The sequence below is a fragment of the Halovenus anhuiensis genome (assembly GCF_037080055.1).
In the GTDB taxonomy this organism is placed as follows: Archaea; Halobacteriota; Halobacteria; order Halobacteriales; family Haloarculaceae; genus Halovenus.
In genome coordinates this window covers 60327-81333 of the sequence record NZ_JBAOJI010000002.1, presented here as the reverse complement: position 1 = coordinate 81333, position 21007 = coordinate 60327, and the positions used below count along the sequence as shown (strand labels likewise).

Here is a 21007-nt window from a genome sequence, read left to right as displayed (position 1 = left end):
AGTGAACGTCAACTATCCCGAGGATGCTGCGGTGGCTGAGTCGCTGCTGGGCGAGCGCTCGCCCGAAACCGCTCGCTCGACAGGTGGGATCGAAGCCGCACAGCGCGTCGGTCGGGAGCCCCACGGCAGCAGCGACCGCTCAGACGTGCTCGATTTCAGCGCGAACACGAATCCGAGGGTCCCGCCAGGGACAGAGCGGGTCTACCGGGAGGCGTTTCCGGAGATACAGAGCTATCCGGCGGAGCCACCCGAGCGCTACTGTGAGGCGGCCGCGAAGTACATCGGCTGTGATCCCGACTCAGTCGTGCCGACGCCGGGCGGACTCGCCGCCATCCGCCGGACTATCGAACTTGCTGTCAGCCCTGGTGACTCCGTCCTCGTCCCCGCACCGAGTTTCGGGGAGTACGCCCGCGAAGTCCGCTTGCAGGGCGGGGAGCCAGTCTTCCTCGACGAAGATAAGATGCTGGACGCCGATCCGGCCGAACACGCCCTCGTGATTGTCTGCAACCCGAACAACCCGACAGGGAGGTTGTACGACCGCGACGAGTTGGCGGGGTTCGCCGCCGACTGTCGAGCGGCAGGGACGACACTACTCGTCGACGAGGCCTTCCTCGGGTTCACCGAGCAGCCGTCGCTGGCCGGGACCGACGGCGTCGTCGTCGCGCGAGCGTTGACGAAACTCTTCGGTATGCCGGGAATCCGCACCGGATTTGCTATCGGGACCGGGCGGTTCAGCGAGGCGCTCCGGGCGACGCGGCGGACGTGGAACCTCTCCGCGCCGGCACTGGCCGTCGGCACGCACTGTCTCACCCAGTCGGCCTTCGTCGCCGAGACGAGGGCGCGAGTCGACCGCGAGCGTGAACGGTTGCGTGAAGCACTCTCAGGCGAGTTCGATGTCGCTCCGTCAGCGGCACCCTTCCTCTTGCTCGACGTGGGGGACCGATCGGTCGACGACGTGTTGAACACGGCCAGCGAGCACGGAGTTATCCTCAGAGACGCACGGACATTCCGCGGACTCGACAACCACGTTCGGGTTGCCGTCCGATTACCCGAAGAGAACGACCGACTGCTGGAGGTGCTCGGCGATGTTTGAGCCAACACTCAGCGACGGGGTATTGCAACTGCACAGCCCGAACACCCGGTGGCTCTCGACTGGCTACAGCGGCGGCTTCGAGTGCGCGCCAGCGGCGTACAACATCACGGTCCCCGAGGGCTGGGAGCGAGAAGATATCGATCAGTACAGCCGCGAACGGCGAGACGAGGCGGGATTCGAGACACCGGGGCCAACACTGCTCACGGGCGTCGACGTGAAACACGCCCGAGGCGCTGTGCTCGGCCCCGTCGTCGCCTATGCAACTGTCGGACTCTCGAATCCGGCGACGCTCCCGGCAGATCCAGAAGATACTCACGAAGGCAATAAGTCCGAAGCCGAGCCACCAGAGGTCGGGACGGTCAATATCGTCGTCGGAACCAGGCGTTCGTTGACCGACGGGGCACAGGCGAATCTGGTGAGTGTAGTCGCGGAGGCGAAGACAGCAACGTTGCTCGATATCGCCGGGATCACTGGGACGACGACGGACGCTATCGTGGTTGGGAGCGCCACAGACGGCGAGCAGTCCGAATTCAGCGGCAGCGCGACCGAAGTCGGCGCGGCGGCGCGGGCTTGCGTGCGGGAGTCGATTCGGGCGAGTTTCGACGCGCGGTACGCCGATAGTGAGCCGCCGGAATCCGTCGACGCGGCGCGATACGGCGTCGTAACCGACCAGCGTGCGGACGTATTCGATCCACGAGAACCATGACAGACGAAACAAGCGAGACAGACGCAGAACAGGGCAGCGCGAACAGACCGACGCCAGAGCCAATCGAACCCGGGGCGCCGGAGGAGTTCGGACTCACACAGGTCTGGTGGGGCGACGGCAAAGGGAAGACGACGGCGGCGATGGGGATGGGCTTCCGGGCGGCCGGCCACGGCTACCGCGTCCACATGCTGCAGTTCATGAAAGGCGGCGCGGGAAGCGTCGAGTCGATCCGCGGGGAGTACAACGCCATCACCGCAATGCCGGGGTTCAGTTACGAGAACGCCGGCCACTACGGCTGGCACGGCTTCCGAGACGGCTCTGACGACGACGACCACGCCGCACAGGCCCGCGGCGCGCTCGAACGAACCCGGAAGTTACTGGACGGCTGTCGGGACGCTGACCTCGATTCGCCTTTCGCGCTCGACGGCCCCGCGGAAGACGGAGTACACATGCTCATCCTGGACGAGATTCTCTACGCCGCGAATCGCGGCCTCGTCGACCCCGAAGCGGTTGTCGAGTTGGTCGAATCGAAACCCGACGGACTGGAACTCGTCCTGACCGGCGGCCACGACCGGCCGGAATACGTCGTCGAGACGGCTGATCTCGTCACGAACGTTGCCAAGGAGAAACATCCCTTCGACGCGGGCCACAGCGCCCGGAAAGGGACGGAGTACTGAGCGGGAGGTAACAGAGAGGATGACGAGGACAGTGCTGATCGCGGGAACGGCCAGCCACGTCGGAAAGAGCACCGTCGCCGCGGGGTTGTGTCGGGTGCTCGCCCGCAACGGCGTCTCGGTCGCACCCTACAAGGCCCAGAACATGAGTAACAACGCCCGCGTCGTCGTCTCCCGGTCCGGCGAGTGGGGCGAAATCGGCGTGGCCCAGTACGTCCAGGCCACCGCGGCGAGGGTTACGCCGACAACCGACCTGAATCCCGTCCTCCTCAAACCCCGAGGCGACGGCGAGAGTCAGTTGGTGATCCAGGGCGAAGCGACCGAACACGTCGGCGTCGATAGCTACTACGACGAACACTGGGAACGCGCTCGCGAGGCCGCCGTCGACTCGTACCGCCGACTCGCGGCCGACCACGAGGTGATCGTCGCCGAAGGAGCCGGCAGTATCGCCGAGATCAACCTTCACGACCGCGATCTGGCGAACGTCGAGACCGCCGAGTTCGCCGACGCCGAAATCGTCGTCGTCGTCGATATCGAGCGCGGCGGTGCCTTCGCCAGCCTCTACGGCACGCTCGAACTGCTGCCCGACCGACTCCGCGAGCAGGTCGCTGGCGCGGTCATCACGAAATTCCGCGGCGACCGGAGCCTGCTCGATGCCGGAATTGCGGAAATCGAAGCACGGACAGGAGTCCGAATTCTCGGCGTCATCCCGTACGACGACCCCGGTCTCCCCGCCGAAGACAGCATCTCTATCCCTGACCGTGACGAGCGCGGCGTGTTCGGCGAGGACGGAGTCCCAGAGGAACAGACAGTCGCGGTGGGCGTCCCTCGCTTGCCGCGAATTTCGAATTTCACAGATCTCGATCCGCTCGCTCGCGAACCGGGCGTTCGAGTCGTCTATCTGCCGCCCGATGGCTCGCTTGCGGGCATCGACGGCGTCGTGATCCCGGGCTCGAAAAATACCGTCGACGATCTGCTGGCGCTCCAGGAGTCCGGATTCGACGAACAACTTCGAGCGTTCGACGGGCCGGTCGTTGGCCTCTGTGGCGGCTTCCAGATCCTCGGCGAGCGTATCACGAACGCGGAAATCGAGAGTACAGCGGTCTCTGGAACAGTCGAAGGAGTCGGACTCCTGCCGATCGAAACCCGGTTTTCGGCCGACAAACGGCTCGAACAGACGACGCGAACCCTCTCCGGCGTCGGCCCGCTGTCGGGCAGATCGGGATCAGTCTCCGGCTACGAGATCCACATGGGCCGGTCGACGCCGACGGAACCGGTCGAGCGCCCCCTCGGCGGAGAGAGTGTCGGGACTGAACGAGTTCTGGGAACGTACGTCCACGGCCTGTTCGAGAACGATAACGCCCGGTCGGCGTTTCTCGACAGCGTCTTTTCGGCCGCGGGATCGAATCGCCCGGAAAGCGGTACAGCGGGCAGCGAGCGGTCACCGTACGACCGGGCTGGGGATCTGATCGCCGATCACGTCGACCTCGGACCCACTGGACTGAAACCACTGATCGAAGAATAGCGAGGCTCACGCGGGAGTTGTTTACACTGAACTACAGCGCATACACAGAGCGTTACTCCTTCAGGATGTGCCCGTCGATAGTCGCGGTGAGAACCACCGTTTCGTCCGCGTTTCGGCAGACTGTGTCGATGGTCAGATCGTAACGGTCCGACCGTTCCTCGATAGATTCGACCGTACAGACACAGTTGATCCGGTCACCGGTATAGACCGGGCGTCTGAACTCGAAATTCATCGACGCGGCGAGCACGTCGAGGTCGCCACCGATTTTGGTAGGTAGTGTCGCCGTCAGCAGGCCATGGACCATGAGGCGGCCGTCATCGTCGGGTTCGGTGTGGCGGGCCTGCGTATCCTGTGAGACCTCTGCGAACTGTTCGACATCTTCGTGCGTGAACGTGCGCTCAAAGGAGTACGTGTCACCCGTAATCGGTGCGTCCATACCCGGTATCGGACCAGCGAAGTGAAGAACGCTACGCCCGTCGCGAGCGGTCACCGCGGGAACTGACCCGAGGTCTGCGAACGACTGACGTGTGACTGATCCACAATACGATATTCGAAATTCACCTGCGAGTTTCGTACCGCATCGCCGGGCTTATTACGATGTGCGAACTCCGTCCGTGTAATGACAGCCGAAGATCGAACTATTTTGCTCATCGGCAGCGGACCGATCCAGATCGGACAGGCAGCCGAGTTCGATTACTCGGGCGCACAGGCCTGTCGTGCCCTCCAGGAGGAGGGCGCGCGTGTCGTCCTGGTAAACTCGAACCCGGCAACGATCATGACCGATCCGGACATGGCAGACGAGGTGTATATCGAACCGATCAACACCGAAGCCATCGCCGAGATCATTCGAAAGGAGAACCCCGACGGCGTGATTGCAGGGCTGGGTGGCCAGACCGGCCTGAACGTCACCGCTGAACTCGCCGAGGAAGGCGTCCTCGACGAACACGATGTCGACGTGATGGGCACCCCACTCGATACGATTTACGCAACTGAGGACCGAGACCAGTTCCGCCAGCGGATGGAATCCATCGACGAACCGGTTCCCGAGTCGGTCACCATCGAGTCCATCGACGAAGTCGAGGAGGCAGTCGAACAGGTCGGCGGCCTCCCCGTCATCATGCGAACGACCTACACCCTCGGTGGCGCTGGATCGGGCGTCATCGGTGACATGGACGAACTAAAGGACGCGGTGCGGAAAGGACTCAACCTCTCCCGGGACAACCGCGTGATGATCACCGAATCCATCGACGGCTGGATCGAACTCGAATACGAGGTCATGCGTGACGCCGACGACTCCTGTATCATTATTTGTAACATGGAGAATCTGGATCCGATGGGGATCCACACCGGCGAGTCGATGGTCGTCACCCCCAGTCAGGTCATCCCCGACGAAGGTCACCAGGACATGCGCGATACGGCGCTGAAGGTGATTCGCGAACTGGGCATTCAGGGCGGTTGTAACATCCAGTTCGCCTGGCACGACGACGGTACTCCCGAGGGCGAGTACCGCGTCGTCGAGGTCAACCCCCGTGTCTCTCGCTCCTCCGCACTCGCCTCGAAAGCGACCGGTTACCCGATCGCCCGCGTCACCGCGAAGGTCGCACTTGGCAAGCGTCTCCACGAGATCGAAAACGAAATCACCGGCGAGACGACCGCCGCATTCGAGCCCGCAATCGACTACATCGTGACGAAGGTGCCGCGCTGGCCCAAAGACAAGTTCCGCGACGTAGAGTTCGAGCTCGGTCCGGCGATGAAATCGACCGGGGAGGCGATGGCAATCGGCCGGACGTTCGAGGAATCGCTGCTGAAAGCCCTGCGGAGTTCGGAGTACGACCCCGCCGACGACCTCGGCGCGGTCGACGACGAGGAACTCGAACGCGAATACTTGGAGAAGCCGACGCCGGATCGCCCGTACGCGATGTTCGAGGCCTTCGACCGCGGCTACAGCGTCGAGGAAATCAACGACCTGACCGAGATCCGAACGTGGTATCTCGAACGGTTCAAACACATCGCTGAAGCCGCCCGAGACGCCACCGAGGGGAGTTTCCAGACCCCCGCCGATGTCGGCTTCACCGATCAGGAGATCACCGCACTCGCGGGCGGTGAGTTCAACGACACCCACGCCTCCTGGCTTCCCGAGCGACTGACCGACGAGGAGGTCGAAGAGGGCGAGGCGACGCCTGACGGGGGATCGGTGACTATCGACAGCGTCGATGCCGAGACCTCAGAACGGGACTTCAAGCTCGTCGACACCTGCGCCGGCGAGTTCGTCGCGACGACGCCGTACTACTACTCCGCCCGGGATCCGATCTCGGGACTGAACCGTGACGAACTCCAGATCGACCGCGATGTCGAGAGCGTCGTGGTGGTCGGGGGCGGCCCGATCCGAATCGGCCAAGGTGTCGAATTCGACTACTGTTCGGTCCACGCCGTCCGCGCGCTGCGCGAGATGGGTATCGACGCCCACGTCGTCAACAACAACCCGGAGACGGTGTCGACTGACTACGACACCTCCGACGGACTGTTCTTCGAGCCAATCACAGCGGAGGAAGTTGCGGACGTGATCGAGTCGACCAACGCCGACGGTGTGATGGTCCAGTTCGGTGGCCAGACCTCCGTCGATATCGGCGAACCGCTGGAGAAGGAGATCGAGCGCCGAGAGCTGGATTGTGAGGTGCTCGGGACTTCCGTCGAGGCGATGGACCTCGCCGAGGACCGCGACCGCTTCAACAAACTGATGGACGAACTCGGCATCGCACAGGCCGAGGGTGCGACGGCGACCAGCAAGGAAGAAGCACTGGATCTCGCCCACGAAATCGGCTACCCCGTCCTCGTCCGCCCCTCCTACGTGCTCGGTGGGCGTGCGATGGATGTCGTCTACAACGACGAGGATCTTGAAACCTACATCGAGGAGGCAGTCCGCGTCTCCCCCGAGAAACCGATCCTCGTCGACGACTTCCTCGCCGATGCTGTCGAACTGGACGTGGACGCGGTCTCAGACGGCGAAAACGTCCTCATCGGCGGCGTGATGGAACACGTCGAGACCGCGGGTGTCCACTCCGGAGACTCGGCCTGTATGATCCCACCGCGCTCGCTCGGGCGTGACGTGAACCGCCGGGTGCGCGAGGTCGTCGAAGACATCGCCCGCGAACTCGACACGGTCGGACTGCTCAACGTCCAACTCGCTGTTCGCGACGGCGAAGTCTACGTCCTGGAAGCGAACCCCCGTTCCTCCCGAACTGTTCCGTTCGTCTCGAAGGCGACGGGCGTTCCGATCGCCAAAATCGCCGCGAAGGTGATGGCTGGCGCGAGCCTCGACGAACTCGACTACGAGGAACAGATTCCCGAGCAAGTCAGCGTCAAAGAGGTCGTCCTGCCGTTCGACCGTCTGCCGGGCAGTGATCCCCGCCTCGGTCCGGAGATGAAATCGACCGGCGAAGTGATGGGCACCGCCGACACTTTCGGCAAGGCCTACCAGAAAGCACAGATGTGTGTCGGCAAGGCGATTCCGCTCGAAGGGACTGCCATCGTCGACATGCCGGTCGCTGGCTTCGAGGACTTCTTCGACGTGAAGACGCTGGACGACTTCGAGGACACAGAGGCGATCAAAGAAGCACTCCACGCCGGCGAAATCGATCTGGTACTCTCCCGGGAGCGCGAGATTCTGGAGGTCTGTGTCGAGGAGACGATCACCTACTTCTCGACGATCGAGAGCGCACAGGCGGCCCTGGAGGCGATCCGACATAGCGACGAACCGCTGGACGTGGAGTCGGTCGACAAGCGACCGAAGATGCAGGAGTACTGGGGACAGCCGAAGAGTCAGGAGAATCTCCGCACACAGATCCAGACGCTTCGCTCGATTGCTGACTCGGGCTATCTCGAGGAACTCGGTGCGGAGGGCGAGGATCTCGCGGAGTTCGCCGGGGCGCTCGATACGGTGTTAGAGACCATCGACAACTCGGTGCTCGTGCTCGAATCCAGTGCCGGTGAGAGTGAAGCCTCCGAGACGATCCGAGAAGAACTCGACATTCACGGCTACAACGCACGCCTTGCCGGGGACCTGCCCGGGGTCGAGGGCTACACCGGCGAGGACGACATCGCGACGTACATGATGCTCTCGAAGTTCTCGATTCTCATCGACGAGGAACCGACCCGTCGGCTCTCGGAGTACGAAACTGCAAAAGCGCACAACAACATCCTGGCCCGCCTCGTCCCGGCCGATCGGAAGGGCCAGCAGACCCACGTCATCGGCGGTCACGAAGACGACGACGTCGAACACATCCGTGACTTCGAGTACGACGACGACCCGACCGAAGTGCTAGACGAGGCAATCAGTTGGGCCGAGTCAGTCGTCGAACGCCGCAGTGGAATCGACCTTAGCTGAACGGTCGCCGTAACACTTCTGTAGCGCCTCGCGGAGTTCGTATTTCGTCTCGCTGTTCTCGGCTGTCTTCAGCGCGCGACGAAGATGTGTTTCGAGTTCGGTGCCAGATTGTTGTTCGGTAGGCATATTGCGGTGGAGTAGGTGTGCCAATGTAGTTATACACGTTCTACTGGAACTGACAGACTGGTGAGATACGGTAGAGATAAGCACACTGAGAAGAGAAATATAATATGATTGAACAGTCGGTCGGTGCCGTGATGACTCCGTCGGTGCGGACAATCACGCCAGACACGACAGCCTGCACAGTTGCGAAACTGTTTGCGGACAACAACATCGGTTCGGCGGTCGTCGTCGACCCCGAGACTGAGACGGTTCTCGGAATCGTCACCGAATCGGATATCATGCGACAGGTAGCTGCCGGTGCAGATATCGGGACGGTGCAGGTGGACACCTTTCTGACTCAGTCGGTGGTCTCCGTGCCGAGCGACGAAGAGATCCACAGGGCAGCGACGCTGATGAAAGAGCACTCGGTCCAGCGATTGCCGGTCATCGACGACGACGAGTTACAGGGAATGCTGACAACGAGCGATCTGACGGACTACCTGCCGCGTCTGCGCAACACGATCCGACGAACCAGGCACCGGCCGGACGCCTGATCGGCGAACTCAGCAACGAGTCCGCTACGCTTTTGCTGACCTGCCTGTATGTACGAGTGTGCCACTGGAGACGCCCGCGCGGATCGTCCGCGCACTTGCCGACCGGGGATACAACGCCGAACGGGAAGCGGTCACGCTAATCGCCAACCAATCCGACCCCGCGCGGGCGATCGAGCGCGCAGTCGAAAATGCCCCCGAGAGCACCCTCGTGCTCTCGGCCGAACAGGTCCGGGAAGCAATCGAAAACGACCCGAGGGGAGACGGATACACGACGCCACAGGAATCGCCTGAGACGAGTGTTTCCGGCGAAGAGACGGATGATAAAGACCCCCACGTTTCAACTGGAACTGACGAGGAAAAATCACGAAACGAGAGTGGTGGCGTTCCAGTCGAAACAGAGGGGTCCGCCGAGAAGTCGAGTGTAGACGAGAAGACACCAGCAGAGACGGACGGCACCGCTGCAGACAGCGCGGCCGAGTCGGCGAGTACACGCACAGCGGGTGCTACGACCGGGACGGTCCGTGAGAAGACAGACCAGCAGGCGGACGGGCCCGTTAGCCAGTCCGAGTCGGGCCGGGCCGGAGCGGAGAGTGAGTCAGCAAACTCCCAACGCTCGACCGATCAGCGCGAAATCGAGATTAGCGGAGACATCCCCAGCATCGGAACCGGCGAGTACAGCGACTTCGTCTCCGTCTTTCAGGACCGATACGAGAAACTCGCAAAGCAACTCCGCGGCCGAGTGAACCACCGGCCGACCGACACCATCGAACAGATGTCGCCGGGCAGCGACGCCGCGCTGATCGGCCTCGTCTCGGATATTCGCTCGACAGCCAGCGGCCACTGGCTTGTCGAACTCGAAGACACGACCGGAACCTTCCCCTGCCTGATCATGAAAGACCGGGAGTTCGCGAGCGAGGTGCGAAACCTCCTCCACGACGAAGTGATCGCAGTGGAGGGGACGCTCGCGGACGACGGCGGAATCCTCTTCGTCGACTCGCTGCACTTCCCGGATATTCCACGAACACACTCGCCGTCGACCGCGGATCGACCGGTGAAGGCGGCACTAATCTCCGATGTACACTGCGGGAGCGAGGAGTTTCTGGGTGACGCCTGGCAGCGTTTCGCGGACTGGCTGCACACCCCCGAAGCCGAGAGCGTCGAGTACCTGCTGATCGCCGGCGATATGGTCGAGGGGGTCGGTGTCTATCCCGGCCAGAACGAGGAGTTGGAAATTGTCGACATCTACGAGCAGTACGAGGCCTTCAGCGAGCATCTGAAAGACGTGCCCGGGGATATGGAGATTGTGATGATTCCCGGCAACCACGACGCCGTCAGGCTTGCCGAACCACAGCCGGCCTTCGACGAGGAGTTGCGGGATATCATGTCTGCTCACGACGCCACCATCTCGGCGAATCCATCCATCGTCACCGTCGAGGGCGTCTCCGTGCTGATGTACCACGGCGTCTCGCTGGACGAGGTGATCGCCGAACTCCCCGACGAGTCGGCGACCTACGAGCGCCCGCACGACGCCATGGAACAACTGCTACGGAAGCGCCACGTCGCGCCGCAGTACGGCGGCCAGACCCGCGTTGCACCGGAACCGGAAGACCACCTCGTGATGGAGGAGGTACCCGATATCTTCCACACGGGCCACGTCCACAAACTCGGCTACGGAAAGTATCACGACGTGTTGATGGTCAACTCCAGTTGCTGGCAGGCCCAGACGGATTTCCAGAAGAAGGTGAACCTCGACCCCGACGTGGGCTACGCACCGATCATCGACCTGCAGACGCTAGATCTGACGATTCGACAGTTCGTCTGAGTCAGTCGAAGAGGGGAGAGACAGCGATGCTGACGCGGTCTTTTCGATCCGGAGTCAACTGCTCTTTGTCGGCGCGAGAGAGCGATTTGATCTCGTGTTCACGACTCTGTGCGGCGCTCCGGGAGGGATGGTACTCGACGTATCGAAGCGTCACCGGTCGGCGGCCGGCGGTGTATTTCGCACCCTCGCCGGCGTTGTGTTCGTCGATTCGCCGGCCTACGTCGGTCGTATACCCGGTGTACAGCGATCCGTCGTCGCACTCGACGATGTAGACGTACTGTCCCACGTTAGCAGACGCCGCGATCTTCGAGCACGTCGAGCAGTTCGGGCATGGACTCGACGACCACGTCACAGGCCGGTTCGACCGCGGGCTTTGGAGAGAAGCCGATTGCGAAGCCAGCGGCTTCGAGCATCGGCAGATCGTTCGCGCCGTCGCCAACCGCGATGGTCTCCTCCATCGGTTCGTCGACGACTGTCGTCAGAATATCCAGCGCGTCGTCTTTGGTTCCCTCGATCAGTGGCCCCTCGACGTCGCCGGTCAGTTCGCCGTCTTCGATGGGCAGGCGGTTGGCGATCAGCGTCTCGACGTCGACCCCCGCCGTTTCGAGTGCAGATTCGACACCACGCTCGAATCCACCAGTGAGAATCGCGGTGTAGACCCCCGCCGAATCGAGCGCATCGACGACCGCGTCTGTCTCGGGCCGCAGGACGACCTGGTCGAAGGCCTCCTGGGCGTCGGCCTCGGGGAGTCCGTCAAGCAGCGCACAGCGACTCCGAAGACTTTCGGCGTACTCGATTTCGTTGTTCATCGCCCGTTCGGTAATCTCGTCCATCTGGTCGGCAGCACCGCACTGATCGCCGAGCAGGACCGTCATTTCCGAGTCCGACAGCGTTCCGTCAAAATCGAACGCAACGAGTGTCATTGCCCCACTTTTGACGCGGGGGGATTCAAAAGCCGCGGTTTCCCGTCGCTCACACCGCGTCTTCGCGGTGGAGGCGATACCGACCGTGCGTCCGGTCGTCGTCGTGATAGCTGACCGGTTCCTCGACCGCAACGAGTTCGGTACCGTCGAGGGCAGTTGCCGTAACGACGCCATCGGTTTTCGTGGTTAGGAGCGAACCGCTGGCAACGTCGAACGTCGAGAGGCCGTGGCCATCGGGATCACGGCTTCGGAAGTGCTGGGCGGATGGGACCGCGACCGTGTCACCGTCGGTGTCGACGCCGGTCGCAAAGCCACCGATGTCGGCCTCCCAGCGCTGTGTACCCCTCGGAGCGTAGCCGGAGACAGTGTGCTCGTCAGGGTGGAGCGCGTCGGTTTCGCGGCTCTCCTCTGCGTAGGTGTTTCCGGTGACGAAGAGAACTCCATGCTCGGTCGCGTGGACGTGGTTCGGATAGGCGTACAGCGTCTCGTCGCCGATCTGCTGTGGTGTTGCCAGATCGGCCTGCCAGCGGACCGCCCCGCTGGGGTCGAGTCGATAGCCACGGTAATCGCCGTGGGAAGCTACCGCGACGCCATCAGAGAGCAGTGAGACATCACCAACGCGGCGCTGACCCTCGGTTCCAGGGTCCCAGTGCCAGCGTTCGTCACCCGAGTCCGCGTCGAGGATCGCCAGTCCGTGCTGATACTCGCCGGGACAGCGGTTGTATGCCACGGCAATTCGATCCTCGGACGCATCGAGGCTGATCGGCGAGGCGTCGGTGCGGTACCGCCAGCGGACCGTCCCGCCGGGATCGACCGCGTAGATCACGCTCTCGAAGGAGCGCTCGCCAGCGTCGCGTTCGTACCGGCGGGCGGCGACGTAAACGCGACCGCCAGCCGTCTCGATATCGACCACGAACGGGAGGAAAAACCGTGTCTCCTTGGTTGGAGAGCCGATATCGTCGGCCGTTTCGGACCGAAACCGACACTCGCCGGTCACGAGGTCGTAGCCGCGGATCCGACCTAGTGCACTGCGCTCGCCGACGATTACCGTCCCGTCGCAGATCGCCGCAGAGACGACAGACGGATCGTCGCCGTGGTCGGATGCTGACGCTACACGCCAGCGCTGGGTGAGTGAGTCCCGCTCGAACGCTCGAACGGTTCCGTCGGCAGTTCCGACGACAACCGTGTCAGGACCGACGGCAACCGTCGAACGGCGGCCGGCATGGCGTGAGCGCGCTGGTTCGACCGATCCAAGGTCGACGGTGTTCGCGAGGCTACTCATCGACGGGGAACGTTTCGTGGAGCACGTCGTGAGCCTCCGCGAGTCCACTGAGGACGGACTCACCCTGGCTGGTCAGCCGATGGACCGCCTGTTCGGCGTCCCGGACGGCCACCAGTCGACCACGTAGATAGTCGTACTCCGGATCCTCGCTGTCGGTCTCAGCAATCTCTTCTTCGAGATCGACCAGCGCCGCATCGAGGTGGCGTTCGATCTCCGAGAGCGTCTCCGCCTCGGCGAGGGCCTCGATGGGTCCGGTCATCTCGCCTTCGAGTTCACTTTTCGCGTGTTCGCGGGCGCTGCGGTCTTCGGTTCCGAGAACGTTCATCAGTCCGAGTCGTAGTGCTTCGATTTCGTGACAAGCCATGTTACAGTGTTTGATCGACAAGTGAAGAAACGATGCGATCCCGGTCGAGATGGGACGAAACGATTGCTTCGGCATCATCAGTTTCGACGCCGCCGTACCAGACGCCGTCGGGATAGACGGCGACCATCGGCCCCTCGCCGCAGCGACCCAGACAAGAGGTTCGGGTGATCCGGGCGTCGCAGGCCTCAGAATCCCGGACCTCTTGGCGGAGTCGTTCGAGAACCGCCGGCGCGCCGTCGGCGGCGCAGGTCTGGTTCGTGCAGACAGCGACGTGTTTGGCCGGCGCGTCGTGGACGTGGGGGTCGTCGTCGACGTTTTCGCGGTCGGCGTGTTCCTCCTGATGGGTCAGCGCCCGAAGCATCGCTCGCGCACCGCCGACATCTTCCTCGTAGCCGTCGAGTTCGACCTTGTACTTGCAGGTGTCACAGGACATTTGGACGCTCTCGGTACGGGCCTCCTGCCAGCGATCACCGAGCACGTCGAGCAGTCGGGAGTCAGTCCCCAGCGGATCGCCCGCTGCGGCCGCGACGTACGGATAGTCGTCATCGAACTCGTCGGTGTGGTCGCGGACGCGCTGGGTGAGCACGCCATCTCCGAGCATGTACGGCAGGACGACGACCGCGTCGGGTCGATCCTTCGCGACCGTGTGCAGCCGAGATTCGAGTTCTGGATCCGTAATGCCGATGAAGGCAGTTTCGACGGAGGCGAACTCGCGGCCCTCGTAGAGCAGGCGTGCGAGTTTGGCCGCGTCACTGTTGGCGTCGGGGTCGCTCGATCCGCGGGCACAGAGGACGACAGCCACGTCGTCTTCGGTCCGGTCGACGCCGAGTGAGTCTTCGACGGCCGCGGCACGGTCATCGAGCAGATCCACGATAGCGGGATGGACACCGAGGTGTGCGCCGTTGTGGATCGTTGTCTCCGGCCGTTCGGCGCGGGCCTGTTCGACCGCCAGCGGCACGTCGTTTTTGACGTGACTCGCGGCGAACAGCGAGAGTTGGACGACCGTGATTCGGTCGTGGCTCGCGGCGAGGCCATCGATTGCCTCCGATATCGAGGGGGAGGCGAGTTCGAGAAAGCCGGCATCGACTGGAACCGAGAGTCGCTCTTCGAGCGAGGCGGCGAGTTCGCGGACCTGCTCGTTGGATTTCTCCCGGCGAGAGCCGTGGCCGACGAGCAAGACCGCCTCGCTGTCGAGCGACTTTGCGGGGGCCGGTGCGTTCGTCGTCATGCCGAGAGTTCACCCGTCTCCTTGTCAGTCGCCCGTTCGACGCTTCGGCGGAGTTTCTGTCTCCGGTCGGCGGCATACAGCCCCGACTGCTCGCTGCCCGCGTAGAGCCACGCTGCGAACTCGTCAATATCGGCGTCGTCGGCGACGGAGAACCAGTAGCCGCCAGAGGACGATTCTTCGAGGTCTTCGGTCGGAACGTGTGGCTCGATTTCGTCAAGCAGCGAGCGAACGGTGTCGAGGAACTGCTCGTCGTCGTGGACAAAGGAGATGCCGACCGATCCCGACGATTCGCGGAAACAGATCGTCCCGCAGGCTTCGAGCATCCCGCGGAGGAGTTGGCTGTACTGCTCGCTGAACGCACCGAAGCGATACCCGCCGGGCGTGCCGGACTGGGGGAGGCCGAGCGCCGCGCTCGCGCGGTCCGCTGGCGCGCCGACGACGGTGAGTTCGTACTCCTCGTCGTAGCGGACGATCGAACTGTCGTGTGCCGAGGTGCGCGCGGTCTGACTGTGGTCGACATCGTCGACACCGGTCAGCGCTGCGAGCGCATCGGCGGCTTGCTCGTCGCTGGCTCTGACAGTGACTGCCTCGTCGGTCAGGTCGCCGTCGGCAGCGACGCGGCCCCAGAAATAGGCCGTTTCGGGGCTCGCTTCGAGGAGGTCAGCAGTGGGTTCGGGCGTCGGTTCGGTGTCAGTCATCGCCCACCTCCGTCGTCGTCTGTGCTGTCGACGGCTGGTCGAGTTCGTTCGTCGGCGTGACACTGATCGCATCGACCGGACAGGCAGCCTCGGCCTGCCGGGCGGTCTCAATCTGCTCATCTTCGACTGTCGCGATCAGGTCGTCGCCCTCGCGCTGGACGCCGCCCACGTCGATTGTCGCGAGTCCGTCGTCGTCCTCGGCGAAGCGGTCGTCGCGGACGAGACAGGCGAAGATGCCCTCACAGGCGTCGCGGTCGAGTCGGATCTGGTAGCTCGTACTCATCAGTAATCGTACTTGGATTCGTAGCCGCGCGGGGTCACCATCCGGTCGTCCCAGACGTACGTTTCCTCGTTGCCGACCACGAGCGTCGTCGTCATGTCGATCAGGTCGCTCTCGCCCAGTTCTTCGAGTTCGGCGAGGTCGACAATCTCGACTTCCTCGTCCTCGCGGCCTGCACCGTGGACGATTCCGACCGGCGTGTCGGGGTCGCGGTGTTCGAGCAGAATCTCACAGCACTTCTGAAAATTCTCCCGGCGCTTGCGGCTCCAGGGGTTGTAGACCGTGATCGTGAATCCTTCCTTGGCAGCGGCGTGCAGGCGGGATTCGATGGTCGGCATGTCCGTGAGGTGATCAGACAGCGAAATGCTGACGGTATCGTTGACCAGCGGTGCGCCGAGTCGAGCGCCACAGGACTGGGCAGCGGGAACGCCGGGGACGACCTCAAAGTCGACCATGCTCGCGGTCGCGCCCTTCGATTCGAGAATTTCGAGTGCGAGGCCCGCGAGCGCGTAGACGTTCGGGTCGCCGCTGCCAATGATCGCCACGTCGTTGCCCGCCAGCGCGCGGTCGATTGCCTCCTCAGTCCGGGAGACTTCGCCGCACATCGGCGTGTCGTAGATCTCTTCGGCGTCGTCGGTGATTTCCGTGGGAAGGAGATCGACGTAGGTGGTATAGCCGACGATGTGTTCGGCGTCGAACAACGCCGAGCGAGCGCGCTGGGTCATCCCTTCGGGCTGGCCGGGGCCAAGTCCGATTGCCAGTAGTTGGCCGGGATCGGCGTCGAAATCATCTACTGTCGAGGCGACTTCCTTCTCAGAGGAACTGCCACCACAACCCGAACTCGACGATTCCGAATCGGAGCTTCCGCCACACTTCGGGGTACTGTCCGTCTCAGGCTCGGAGCTGCTGGCCCCGCATTTCGACTCCGTGGTACTGCTCGCGCCGCATTTGGATTCGGTGTTGGTCTCCGGTTCAGTACTCGCCTCCGTTTCGGTGCCGGTACTTGTTTCTGTCTCAGTGCTCGCGTCCGTCGTCTCGGTGGTATTGTCAGTACTCATTAGAAGTCCTCCACGTCACGCCCGCCGCGTGGGGTGACGAGAAACTGTTCGTAGTCGTTGCTCCAGCGTTCGGTTTCGTGGTTGCCGACGATGATCGAGGTGCCCATCCCACCGACTTCGTCGTCGTGGTCCGTTGCCTCGTCGAGTCGGCAGAACGTCTCCGTCTCGTCGTCGAGATTCCGGCCGGCGTCGCCGCGGCCGGCGTCGTTGACGATGGCGACGGGCACGTCGTCGGCCCGCTCCTCGCGGATGACCTCGATTGCGCGCTCGTAGTCTCGCCAGCAGTTGTAGAGGACGATGACGAAGCCGCTGATCGCCGCGGCTCGCAGTTTCTCCGCGATTTCGTCCCACCCGCGCCACTTGTCCGACAGCGAAATCGTACAGAAGTCGTTCGACAGCGGCGCGCCGACGTTGGCCGCGCCGCCGAGGGCGGCGGTGACGCCGGGGACGATTTCGATTGGAACGTCAGTCGCCTCCTCTTCCTGTGCCATCAGGAAGAGCAAGTCGCTCTTGCCGTAGACGTTCGGGTCGCCGCCTGAGACGTGAGCGACCGTCTGGCCGGCGCGGACGCGCTCGAAGGCCTCCCGCGCGAGTTCGATCTGGCGGCCCATCGACGAGCGGATCAGCGTCTGGTGGCTGCCGTCGGGCCGTTCGAGGATGGTTCCGTCCTCGCTGCCGGGGCCGGCGGTAGTGGTCAGATCCTCGGCACTGGTGCCGCCGTCAGTCGCCGCGTCGATGGCTGCGCTCTCCGGCGGGAGCGTCCCGTCGGTCCGGAGGAACTCCTGATAGAGGTTCGAGGCGATGACACAGTCAGCCGTCGAGATGATATCCTTGGCCTCCTGGGTCATGTCGTGTGGCAGACCCGGACCGATCCCGACGACGTAGAGCGTTCCGTAGTCGTCGGGAGTAGTATCGGCGGTCATCTTACCGCCCCACCGCCACGGTGACCGCCTCGTCGAAGCGCTCCTTCTCGCGGGCGAGTTCGTGCTCGCGGCCGCCCGCGATGGCCGAGGCCTCGGCGATTCCCGGCCAACCGATTAGTTCCTTCGAGCGAGAATCCGAGGGGCCCTCGAACTCCTCCAGCGTTTCCTTCTCGAAGAGGACGACACCCGCACCGATCTCCTGTGCGGCCTCGTAGAGTCCCTCCTCGCCTTCCTTTCGTGTGCCTGTGGCGACGAAATCCACGTCGTCGAGTGTGAGATCCAGGTCAGCGAGGGCCTGTTTCCAGGCGTCGACGACCTGCTCTTTGTCCACACCCGAAACGGTGCCCGTCCCGAGAACGACCCCCTCGTCACCGTTTCGTTTGAGAACAGTCACGTCGTCGCCGACCAGTACCGCTTTGGGGCCGTCGAGACGCGTGACCGGGCCGAGTTCATCGTTTAGGACGGCGAGATTCGTCGCGACTGTCGAATCGCCGTTGACGACGTGGGTATCGAGTGCTTTCGCTTTGCTCTCGACGCCCTGCTTGCCCGCCGCCTCGCTGGCGGTTGTCATCGCCGGGACCGCGCCGAGTTGGGAAAGATCGTGTGCGACCTGATTTGCGCCGTGGTGGCCGCCCGTGATCGGGATCGCCCACGTCAGCGCCTCGTCGATGACGACGATGGCGGGGTCGTCCCACTTGTCGTCGAGTAGGGGGGCGGTCTTGCGCATCGCAATCCCAGAGGCCATCAGGCCGACGAAGCAGTCGTACTCGCCCCAGTGCTCGGCGAAGACCTCGCCGTGGTACTCGATGATATCAATCTCGTCGTATTCCGGGTCGAGTTCCGCCGCGATCTCCTCGGCGGTGTCCATCTTCCGATCGAAACTGATGATCGCGATTTCCTCAGCCACCTCGCCGTCCGAGTCCGGTGTCGAGCAGTGTCCGCCGGAGTCGCTGTTTTCGTCGCTCGATTTGTCTGTCTCGTTCGGTTCTGTCGTATCGCTGTCTGTGTCAGTACTCATGTTAATCGTCCGCCTCGCCTGATGATCGGTTCGCCCAGCCATCGTAGAGATACGAGCGGTCGTAGCCGGCCTTCCGCGCCGCGTCCCCGATGATCACCATCGCCGACGCGCGGTAGCCAGCCTCCTCGACGCGGTCGCCGATGGTCTCGATGGTCCCCTCGATGATGTCTTCGTCCGGCCAAGACGCGTGATAGACCACCGTGACTGGGGTGTCGGGGTCGTGGCCGTCCTCCTGGAGGCGGTCCATCGTCTCCGGGATAGCGTGGGTTCCGAGGTAGATACAGGTCGTCACATCGCCCATCTCGACGAACTCGCCGATGTGGTCGTCCTCGGGATCGAGGGTCGTGCCCTGCGGCCGGGTGAAGGCGACGTGGTTCGCGACGCCGTTGAGCGTGAGTTGCGTTCGCAGCGAGGCGCTGGCGGCGAACGCAGAGGTCACACCGGGAACAATGTAGGTCGGCACGCCCTCGTGTTCGAGTGCGTCCATCTGCTCGACGGCAGCGCCGTAGATGGCTGGATCGCCGCTGTGCAGTCGGACGACCGTGCGGCCTTCTTCGTAGGCGTCTCGCATCAGCGGGACCAGTTCTTCGAGATCCTTGCCGATGCTCGTCACCTGCTCGGCGTCTGCGCAGTACCGTTCGAGCAGGTCGCTGTTGACTAAGGATCCGGCGTGGACGACCAGATCCGCCTCCTCGATGAGTTCCTTGCCCGTGACCGTCAGCAGGCCGGGGTCGCCCGGCCCAGCGCCGATAAAGGGGATTCCTTCCTGTCGGTCGCCAGCGCTATGTTCGGTGATTCTGTCGTCACGTTCGGCGGCGGGTTGTCGGCCCCGTTCGTCGATTGCTCGTTGTGGGTCGGTCATCGCGGCGGCACCTCCGGAAGTTCGTCGCCACAAGCTTCTCCGATTGCTCGCTCCATCTCGATGATCTCGCGCTGGGACCGCTGGAGGTAGCTTTCGGGCTGGTCGCCGCAGTTGGTCGGATCACGACCCGGTTGCGTCGAGAGTCCGTTGCCGTCCGTCCGGGGTTTCGGCTGTGTCGAATCTACTGTTGTTCCGGTCGATCGGGAGTCGTCGGCCGTCCCGAACGTCGCTGTGGCTGGCGTCGAATCGATCCCCTCCTTCTCCGCGTACGCGAGCGTGTAGTAATCCCGCTCGGCCAGTTCGTCGGGGTCGTCGGTGACGACCGTCTCGCCGTCGTCCATGTACAGCCGCCGGCCGAAGGTCACCTCGTAGCCCGCCTCGGTCAGTTGCTCGTGGGTCGCCGGGGCATCGGTCACCTTGAAGAGAATCATCCGATCCGGCCCGGTCGGGGCCGCGCCGCGGGATGCTTCGTGGAGCGTGAGACTCGCTCCGGCGGCGATTTCGACGCCGAGCGCGGTAGTAAACGCCGTCACGGCGCTCACGCCGGGGACGAGATCAAGGTCGACCTCGGGATGGAACGCCGCGAGTGTTCGGCGGAGATGGCCGAAGGTCGAGTAGACGTTTGGGTCGCCGAGCGTGACGAAGGCAGCAGTGTCTTCGCGTGCGCGCGGAGCAATTTCGCTTGCGGCGTCTTTCCACGCCCGCCGCAGTTCGTCCTCGTCGCGGGTCATCGGGAAGTCCAGATCACCGAGTCGCTGTTCGGAGACGTACTCGGTCGCGACCGACCGGGAGAGTCTGCCGGGAGTGTAGACGACATCGGCAGACTCCAGTACTTCCCGACCGCGAACGGTAACTAGCCCGGAGTCACCGGGACCGAGTCCGACACCGTACAGCGTCATTGCTCCCCCTCCGAATCGCTACCAGTCCCGCCGACAAGCATGTACACCGGGTTGTCCGAGTTGAAACTCGTCGCGCCCGCGAGTTCGTAGCCGTGGCTGACCTGGAACTGGACGACCTCGTCCAGAAGATCCCTGTCGCGAAATGCCGCAGTCGCCTCGCCCGCGACTTCGAGTCTGGAGACGTTCATCACCACCCGAGACACCCCGGTTTCGACTGCGTGATCCAGGATTTCCGGATAGTTGCGGCTCCCCCCGAGAAAGAGCGCATCGGCGTCGTCCGGTAGCCCCTCGGGTGCCTCCGCCCGGCGGAGTTCGATTTCGGCCTCGACGTCGTTGGCCGCGAGGTTCTTGCGGGTCGTCTCCAGTCGCTCGGGCTTCCGTTCGAGCGCTGTGACCCGACCCGCCCGTCGGGCCGCCTCGATGGTGACGGCCCCGGTGCAAGAGCCGACCTCCACGAAGTGGTCGGTCGGCCCCAAATCGAGTTTGCGAAGTAACACTGCCCTGACCTCCGCTTTGGTCGGGCCGGCTTTCGCGTCGTGTGGAAGCAGTGGCTGTGCCATGGGATACACAACTTGCGTAGGACGTAAAACAATTTTGGTTGTTTTAGAGTAA

General features: G+C 63.4%; 22 protein-coding genes. 7 read left to right on the top strand and 15 right to left on the bottom strand.

What is annotated here, in order from left to right; all coding sequences use genetic code 11:
* Positions 1-88 precede the first annotated feature (88 nt).
* The 4 genes from cobD to V8P86_RS06225 are packed head-to-tail and all read left to right on the top strand — an operon-like array spanning position 89 to position 3998.
* A complete protein-coding gene (gene cobD / locus V8P86_RS06240; protein WP_336326859.1) occupies positions 89-1093 on the top strand; it encodes a threonine-phosphate decarboxylase CobD in 1005 nt (334 codons plus the stop codon).
* Positions 1086-1799 carry an adenosylcobinamide amidohydrolase gene (locus V8P86_RS06235; RefSeq protein ID WP_336326390.1) on the top strand — a complete coding sequence of 238 codons (714 nt, stop codon included), beginning with the start codon at positions 1086-1088 and terminating at the stop codon, positions 1797-1799. Before cobD ends, V8P86_RS06235 begins: the two co-directional genes overlap by 8 nt.
* Positions 1796-2476: a cob(I)yrinic acid a,c-diamide adenosyltransferase gene (locus tag V8P86_RS06230; RefSeq protein WP_336326389.1), complete on the top strand. Its 681-nt coding sequence runs from the start codon at positions 1796-1798 to the stop codon at positions 2474-2476. The genes V8P86_RS06235 and V8P86_RS06230 overlap by 4 nt, the downstream gene beginning before the upstream one ends.
* A 19-nt stretch (positions 2477-2495) precedes the next feature.
* On the top strand, positions 2496-3998 hold the full coding sequence (locus tag V8P86_RS06225) for a cobyric acid synthase (protein WP_336326388.1): 1503 nt from the start codon (positions 2496-2498) through the stop codon (positions 3996-3998).
* A gap of 52 nt (positions 3999-4050) precedes the next feature.
* Here the strand turns inward: V8P86_RS06225 and V8P86_RS06220 are convergent, their stop codons facing one another.
* Positions 4051-4434, bottom strand: a complete 384-nt coding sequence (locus tag V8P86_RS06220; protein WP_336326387.1) for an FAS1-like dehydratase domain-containing protein — start codon at positions 4432-4434, stop codon at positions 4051-4053.
* Between the two features lie 183 nt (positions 4435-4617).
* On the opposite strand from V8P86_RS06220, the gene carB reads away from it, so the two are divergent.
* Positions 4618-8382, top strand: coding sequence for a carbamoyl-phosphate synthase large subunit (gene carB / locus V8P86_RS06215; protein WP_442909370.1), 3765 nt, complete (start codon positions 4618-4620; stop codon positions 8380-8382).
* Here the strand turns inward: carB and V8P86_RS06210 are convergent.
* Positions 8344-8508: a hypothetical protein gene (locus V8P86_RS06210; RefSeq protein ID WP_336326386.1), complete on the bottom strand. Its 165-nt coding sequence runs from the start codon at positions 8506-8508 to the stop codon at positions 8344-8346. The genes carB and V8P86_RS06210 overlap by 39 nt on opposite strands.
* A 104-nt stretch (positions 8509-8612) precedes the next feature.
* Between V8P86_RS06210 and V8P86_RS06205 the strand changes: the two genes are divergently transcribed.
* On the top strand, positions 8613-9038 hold the full coding sequence (locus V8P86_RS06205; RefSeq protein WP_336326385.1) for a CBS domain-containing protein: 426 nt from the start codon (positions 8613-8615) through the stop codon (positions 9036-9038).
* Between the two features lie 58 nt (positions 9039-9096).
* Positions 9097-10860, top strand: coding sequence for a DNA-directed DNA polymerase II small subunit (locus V8P86_RS06200; protein WP_336326384.1), 1764 nt, complete (start codon positions 9097-9099; stop codon positions 10858-10860).
* Position 10861: 1 nt separating this feature from the next.
* Here the strand turns inward: V8P86_RS06200 and V8P86_RS06195 are convergent, their stop codons facing one another.
* The 13 genes from V8P86_RS06195 to cbiT are packed head-to-tail and all read right to left on the bottom strand — an operon-like array spanning position 10862 to position 20955.
* Complete coding sequence (locus V8P86_RS06195) at positions 10862-11164, bottom strand: GIY-YIG nuclease family protein (RefSeq protein WP_442909375.1); 303 nt, start codon at positions 11162-11164, stop codon at positions 10862-10864.
* On the bottom strand, positions 11148-11783 hold the full coding sequence (gene serB, locus V8P86_RS06190; RefSeq protein WP_336326382.1) for a phosphoserine phosphatase SerB: 636 nt from the start codon (positions 11781-11783) through the stop codon (positions 11148-11150). Before serB ends, V8P86_RS06195 begins: the two co-directional genes overlap by 17 nt.
* Positions 11784-11832: 49 nt before the next feature.
* The gene (locus tag V8P86_RS06185) at positions 11833-13065 is read right to left on the bottom strand and encodes an outer membrane protein assembly factor BamB family protein (protein WP_336326381.1); all 1233 of its coding nucleotides are present in this window, start codon (positions 13063-13065) and stop codon (positions 11833-11835) included.
* The gene (locus V8P86_RS06180) at positions 13058-13429 is read right to left on the bottom strand and encodes a DUF3209 family protein (protein ID WP_336326380.1); all 372 of its coding nucleotides are present in this window, start codon (positions 13427-13429) and stop codon (positions 13058-13060) included. Before V8P86_RS06180 ends, V8P86_RS06185 begins: the two co-directional genes overlap by 8 nt.
* 1 nt (position 13430) lies before the next feature.
* Positions 13431-14657 (bottom strand): CbiX/SirB N-terminal domain-containing protein, encoded by a 1227-nt coding sequence (locus V8P86_RS06175; protein ID WP_336326379.1) that lies wholly within the window; start codon positions 14655-14657, stop codon positions 13431-13433.
* Positions 14654-15355: a cobalamin biosynthesis protein gene (locus tag V8P86_RS06170; RefSeq protein ID WP_336326378.1), complete on the bottom strand. Its 702-nt coding sequence runs from the start codon at positions 15353-15355 to the stop codon at positions 14654-14656. The genes V8P86_RS06175 and V8P86_RS06170 overlap by 4 nt, the downstream gene beginning before the upstream one ends.
* Positions 15348-15638, bottom strand: coding sequence for a ferredoxin (locus tag V8P86_RS06165; protein ID WP_336326377.1), 291 nt, complete (start codon positions 15636-15638; stop codon positions 15348-15350). Before V8P86_RS06165 ends, V8P86_RS06170 begins: the two co-directional genes overlap by 8 nt.
* Positions 15638-16693, bottom strand: a complete 1056-nt coding sequence (gene cobJ / locus V8P86_RS06160) for a precorrin-3B C(17)-methyltransferase (RefSeq protein WP_336326376.1) — start codon at positions 16691-16693, stop codon at positions 15638-15640. The genes V8P86_RS06165 and cobJ overlap by 1 nt, the downstream gene beginning before the upstream one ends.
* Positions 16693-17616: a precorrin-3B C(17)-methyltransferase gene (locus V8P86_RS06155; RefSeq protein WP_336326375.1), complete on the bottom strand. Its 924-nt coding sequence runs from the start codon at positions 17614-17616 to the stop codon at positions 16693-16695. The genes cobJ and V8P86_RS06155 overlap by 1 nt, the downstream gene beginning before the upstream one ends.
* A gap of 1 nt (position 17617) precedes the next feature.
* On the bottom strand, positions 17618-18634 hold the full coding sequence (cbiG, locus tag V8P86_RS06150) for a cobalt-precorrin 5A hydrolase (RefSeq protein WP_336326374.1): 1017 nt from the start codon (positions 18632-18634) through the stop codon (positions 17618-17620).
* 1 nt (position 18635) lies between these two features.
* Positions 18636-19496, bottom strand: a complete 861-nt coding sequence (locus V8P86_RS06145) for a cobalt-precorrin-4/precorrin-4 C(11)-methyltransferase (RefSeq protein WP_336326373.1) — start codon at positions 19494-19496, stop codon at positions 18636-18638.
* Positions 19493-20395: a cobalt-factor II C(20)-methyltransferase gene (locus tag V8P86_RS06140; protein ID WP_336326372.1), complete on the bottom strand. Its 903-nt coding sequence runs from the start codon at positions 20393-20395 to the stop codon at positions 19493-19495. The genes V8P86_RS06145 and V8P86_RS06140 overlap by 4 nt, the downstream gene beginning before the upstream one ends.
* On the bottom strand, positions 20392-20955 hold the full coding sequence (gene cbiT, locus V8P86_RS06135; protein ID WP_336326371.1) for a precorrin-6Y C5,15-methyltransferase (decarboxylating) subunit CbiT: 564 nt from the start codon (positions 20953-20955) through the stop codon (positions 20392-20394). Before cbiT ends, V8P86_RS06140 begins: the two co-directional genes overlap by 4 nt.
* Between the last annotated feature and the right edge of the window lie 52 nt (positions 20956-21007).

What these genes read in the sequence shown, in the direction of transcription:
- V8P86_RS06235 (WP_336326390.1), top strand. Translation starts at nt 1,086, where the DNA reads ATGTTTGAGCCAACACTCAGCGACGGGGTATTGCAACTGCACAGCCCG.
- V8P86_RS06230 (WP_336326389.1), top strand. Translation starts at nt 1,796, where the DNA reads ATGACAGACGAAACAAGCGAGACAGACGCAGAACAGGGCAGCGCGAAC.
- V8P86_RS06225 (WP_336326388.1), top strand. Translation starts at nt 2,496, where the DNA reads ATGACGAGGACAGTGCTGATCGCGGGAACGGCCAGCCACGTCGGAAAG.
- V8P86_RS06220 (WP_336326387.1), bottom strand. Translation starts at nt 4,434, where the DNA reads ATGGACGCACCGATTACGGGTGACACGTACTCCTTTGAGCGCACGTTC.
- carB (WP_442909370.1), top strand. Translation starts at nt 4,618, where the DNA reads ATGACAGCCGAAGATCGAACTATTTTGCTCATCGGCAGCGGACCGATC.
- V8P86_RS06210 (WP_336326386.1), bottom strand. Translation starts at nt 8,508, where the DNA reads ATGCCTACCGAACAACAATCTGGCACCGAACTCGAAACACATCTTCGT.
- V8P86_RS06205 (WP_336326385.1), top strand. Translation starts at nt 8,613, where the DNA reads ATGATTGAACAGTCGGTCGGTGCCGTGATGACTCCGTCGGTGCGGACA.
- serB (WP_336326382.1), bottom strand. Translation starts at nt 11,783, where the DNA reads ATGACACTCGTTGCGTTCGATTTTGACGGAACGCTGTCGGACTCGGAA.
- V8P86_RS06185 (WP_336326381.1), bottom strand. Translation starts at nt 13,065, where the DNA reads ATGAGTAGCCTCGCGAACACCGTCGACCTTGGATCGGTCGAACCAGCG.
- V8P86_RS06180 (WP_336326380.1), bottom strand. Translation starts at nt 13,429, where the DNA reads ATGGCTTGTCACGAAATCGAAGCACTACGACTCGGACTGATGAACGTT.
- V8P86_RS06175 (WP_336326379.1), bottom strand. Translation starts at nt 14,657, where the DNA reads ATGACGACGAACGCACCGGCCCCCGCAAAGTCGCTCGACAGCGAGGCG.
- V8P86_RS06170 (WP_336326378.1), bottom strand. Translation starts at nt 15,355, where the DNA reads ATGACTGACACCGAACCGACGCCCGAACCCACTGCTGACCTCCTCGAA.
- V8P86_RS06165 (WP_336326377.1), bottom strand. Translation starts at nt 15,638, where the DNA reads ATGAGTACGAGCTACCAGATCCGACTCGACCGCGACGCCTGTGAGGGC.
- cobJ (WP_336326376.1), bottom strand. Translation starts at nt 16,693, where the DNA reads ATGAGTACTGACAATACCACCGAGACGACGGACGCGAGCACTGAGACA.
- V8P86_RS06155 (WP_336326375.1), bottom strand. Translation starts at nt 17,616, where the DNA reads ATGACCGCCGATACTACTCCCGACGACTACGGAACGCTCTACGTCGTC.
- cbiG (WP_336326374.1), bottom strand. Translation starts at nt 18,634, where the DNA reads ATGAGTACTGACACAGACAGCGATACGACAGAACCGAACGAGACAGAC.
- V8P86_RS06145 (WP_336326373.1), bottom strand. Translation starts at nt 19,496, where the DNA reads ATGACCGACCCACAACGAGCAATCGACGAACGGGGCCGACAACCCGCC.
- V8P86_RS06140 (WP_336326372.1), bottom strand. Translation starts at nt 20,395, where the DNA reads ATGACGCTGTACGGTGTCGGACTCGGTCCCGGTGACTCCGGGCTAGTT.
- cbiT (WP_336326371.1), bottom strand. Translation starts at nt 20,955, where the DNA reads ATGGCACAGCCACTGCTTCCACACGACGCGAAAGCCGGCCCGACCAAA.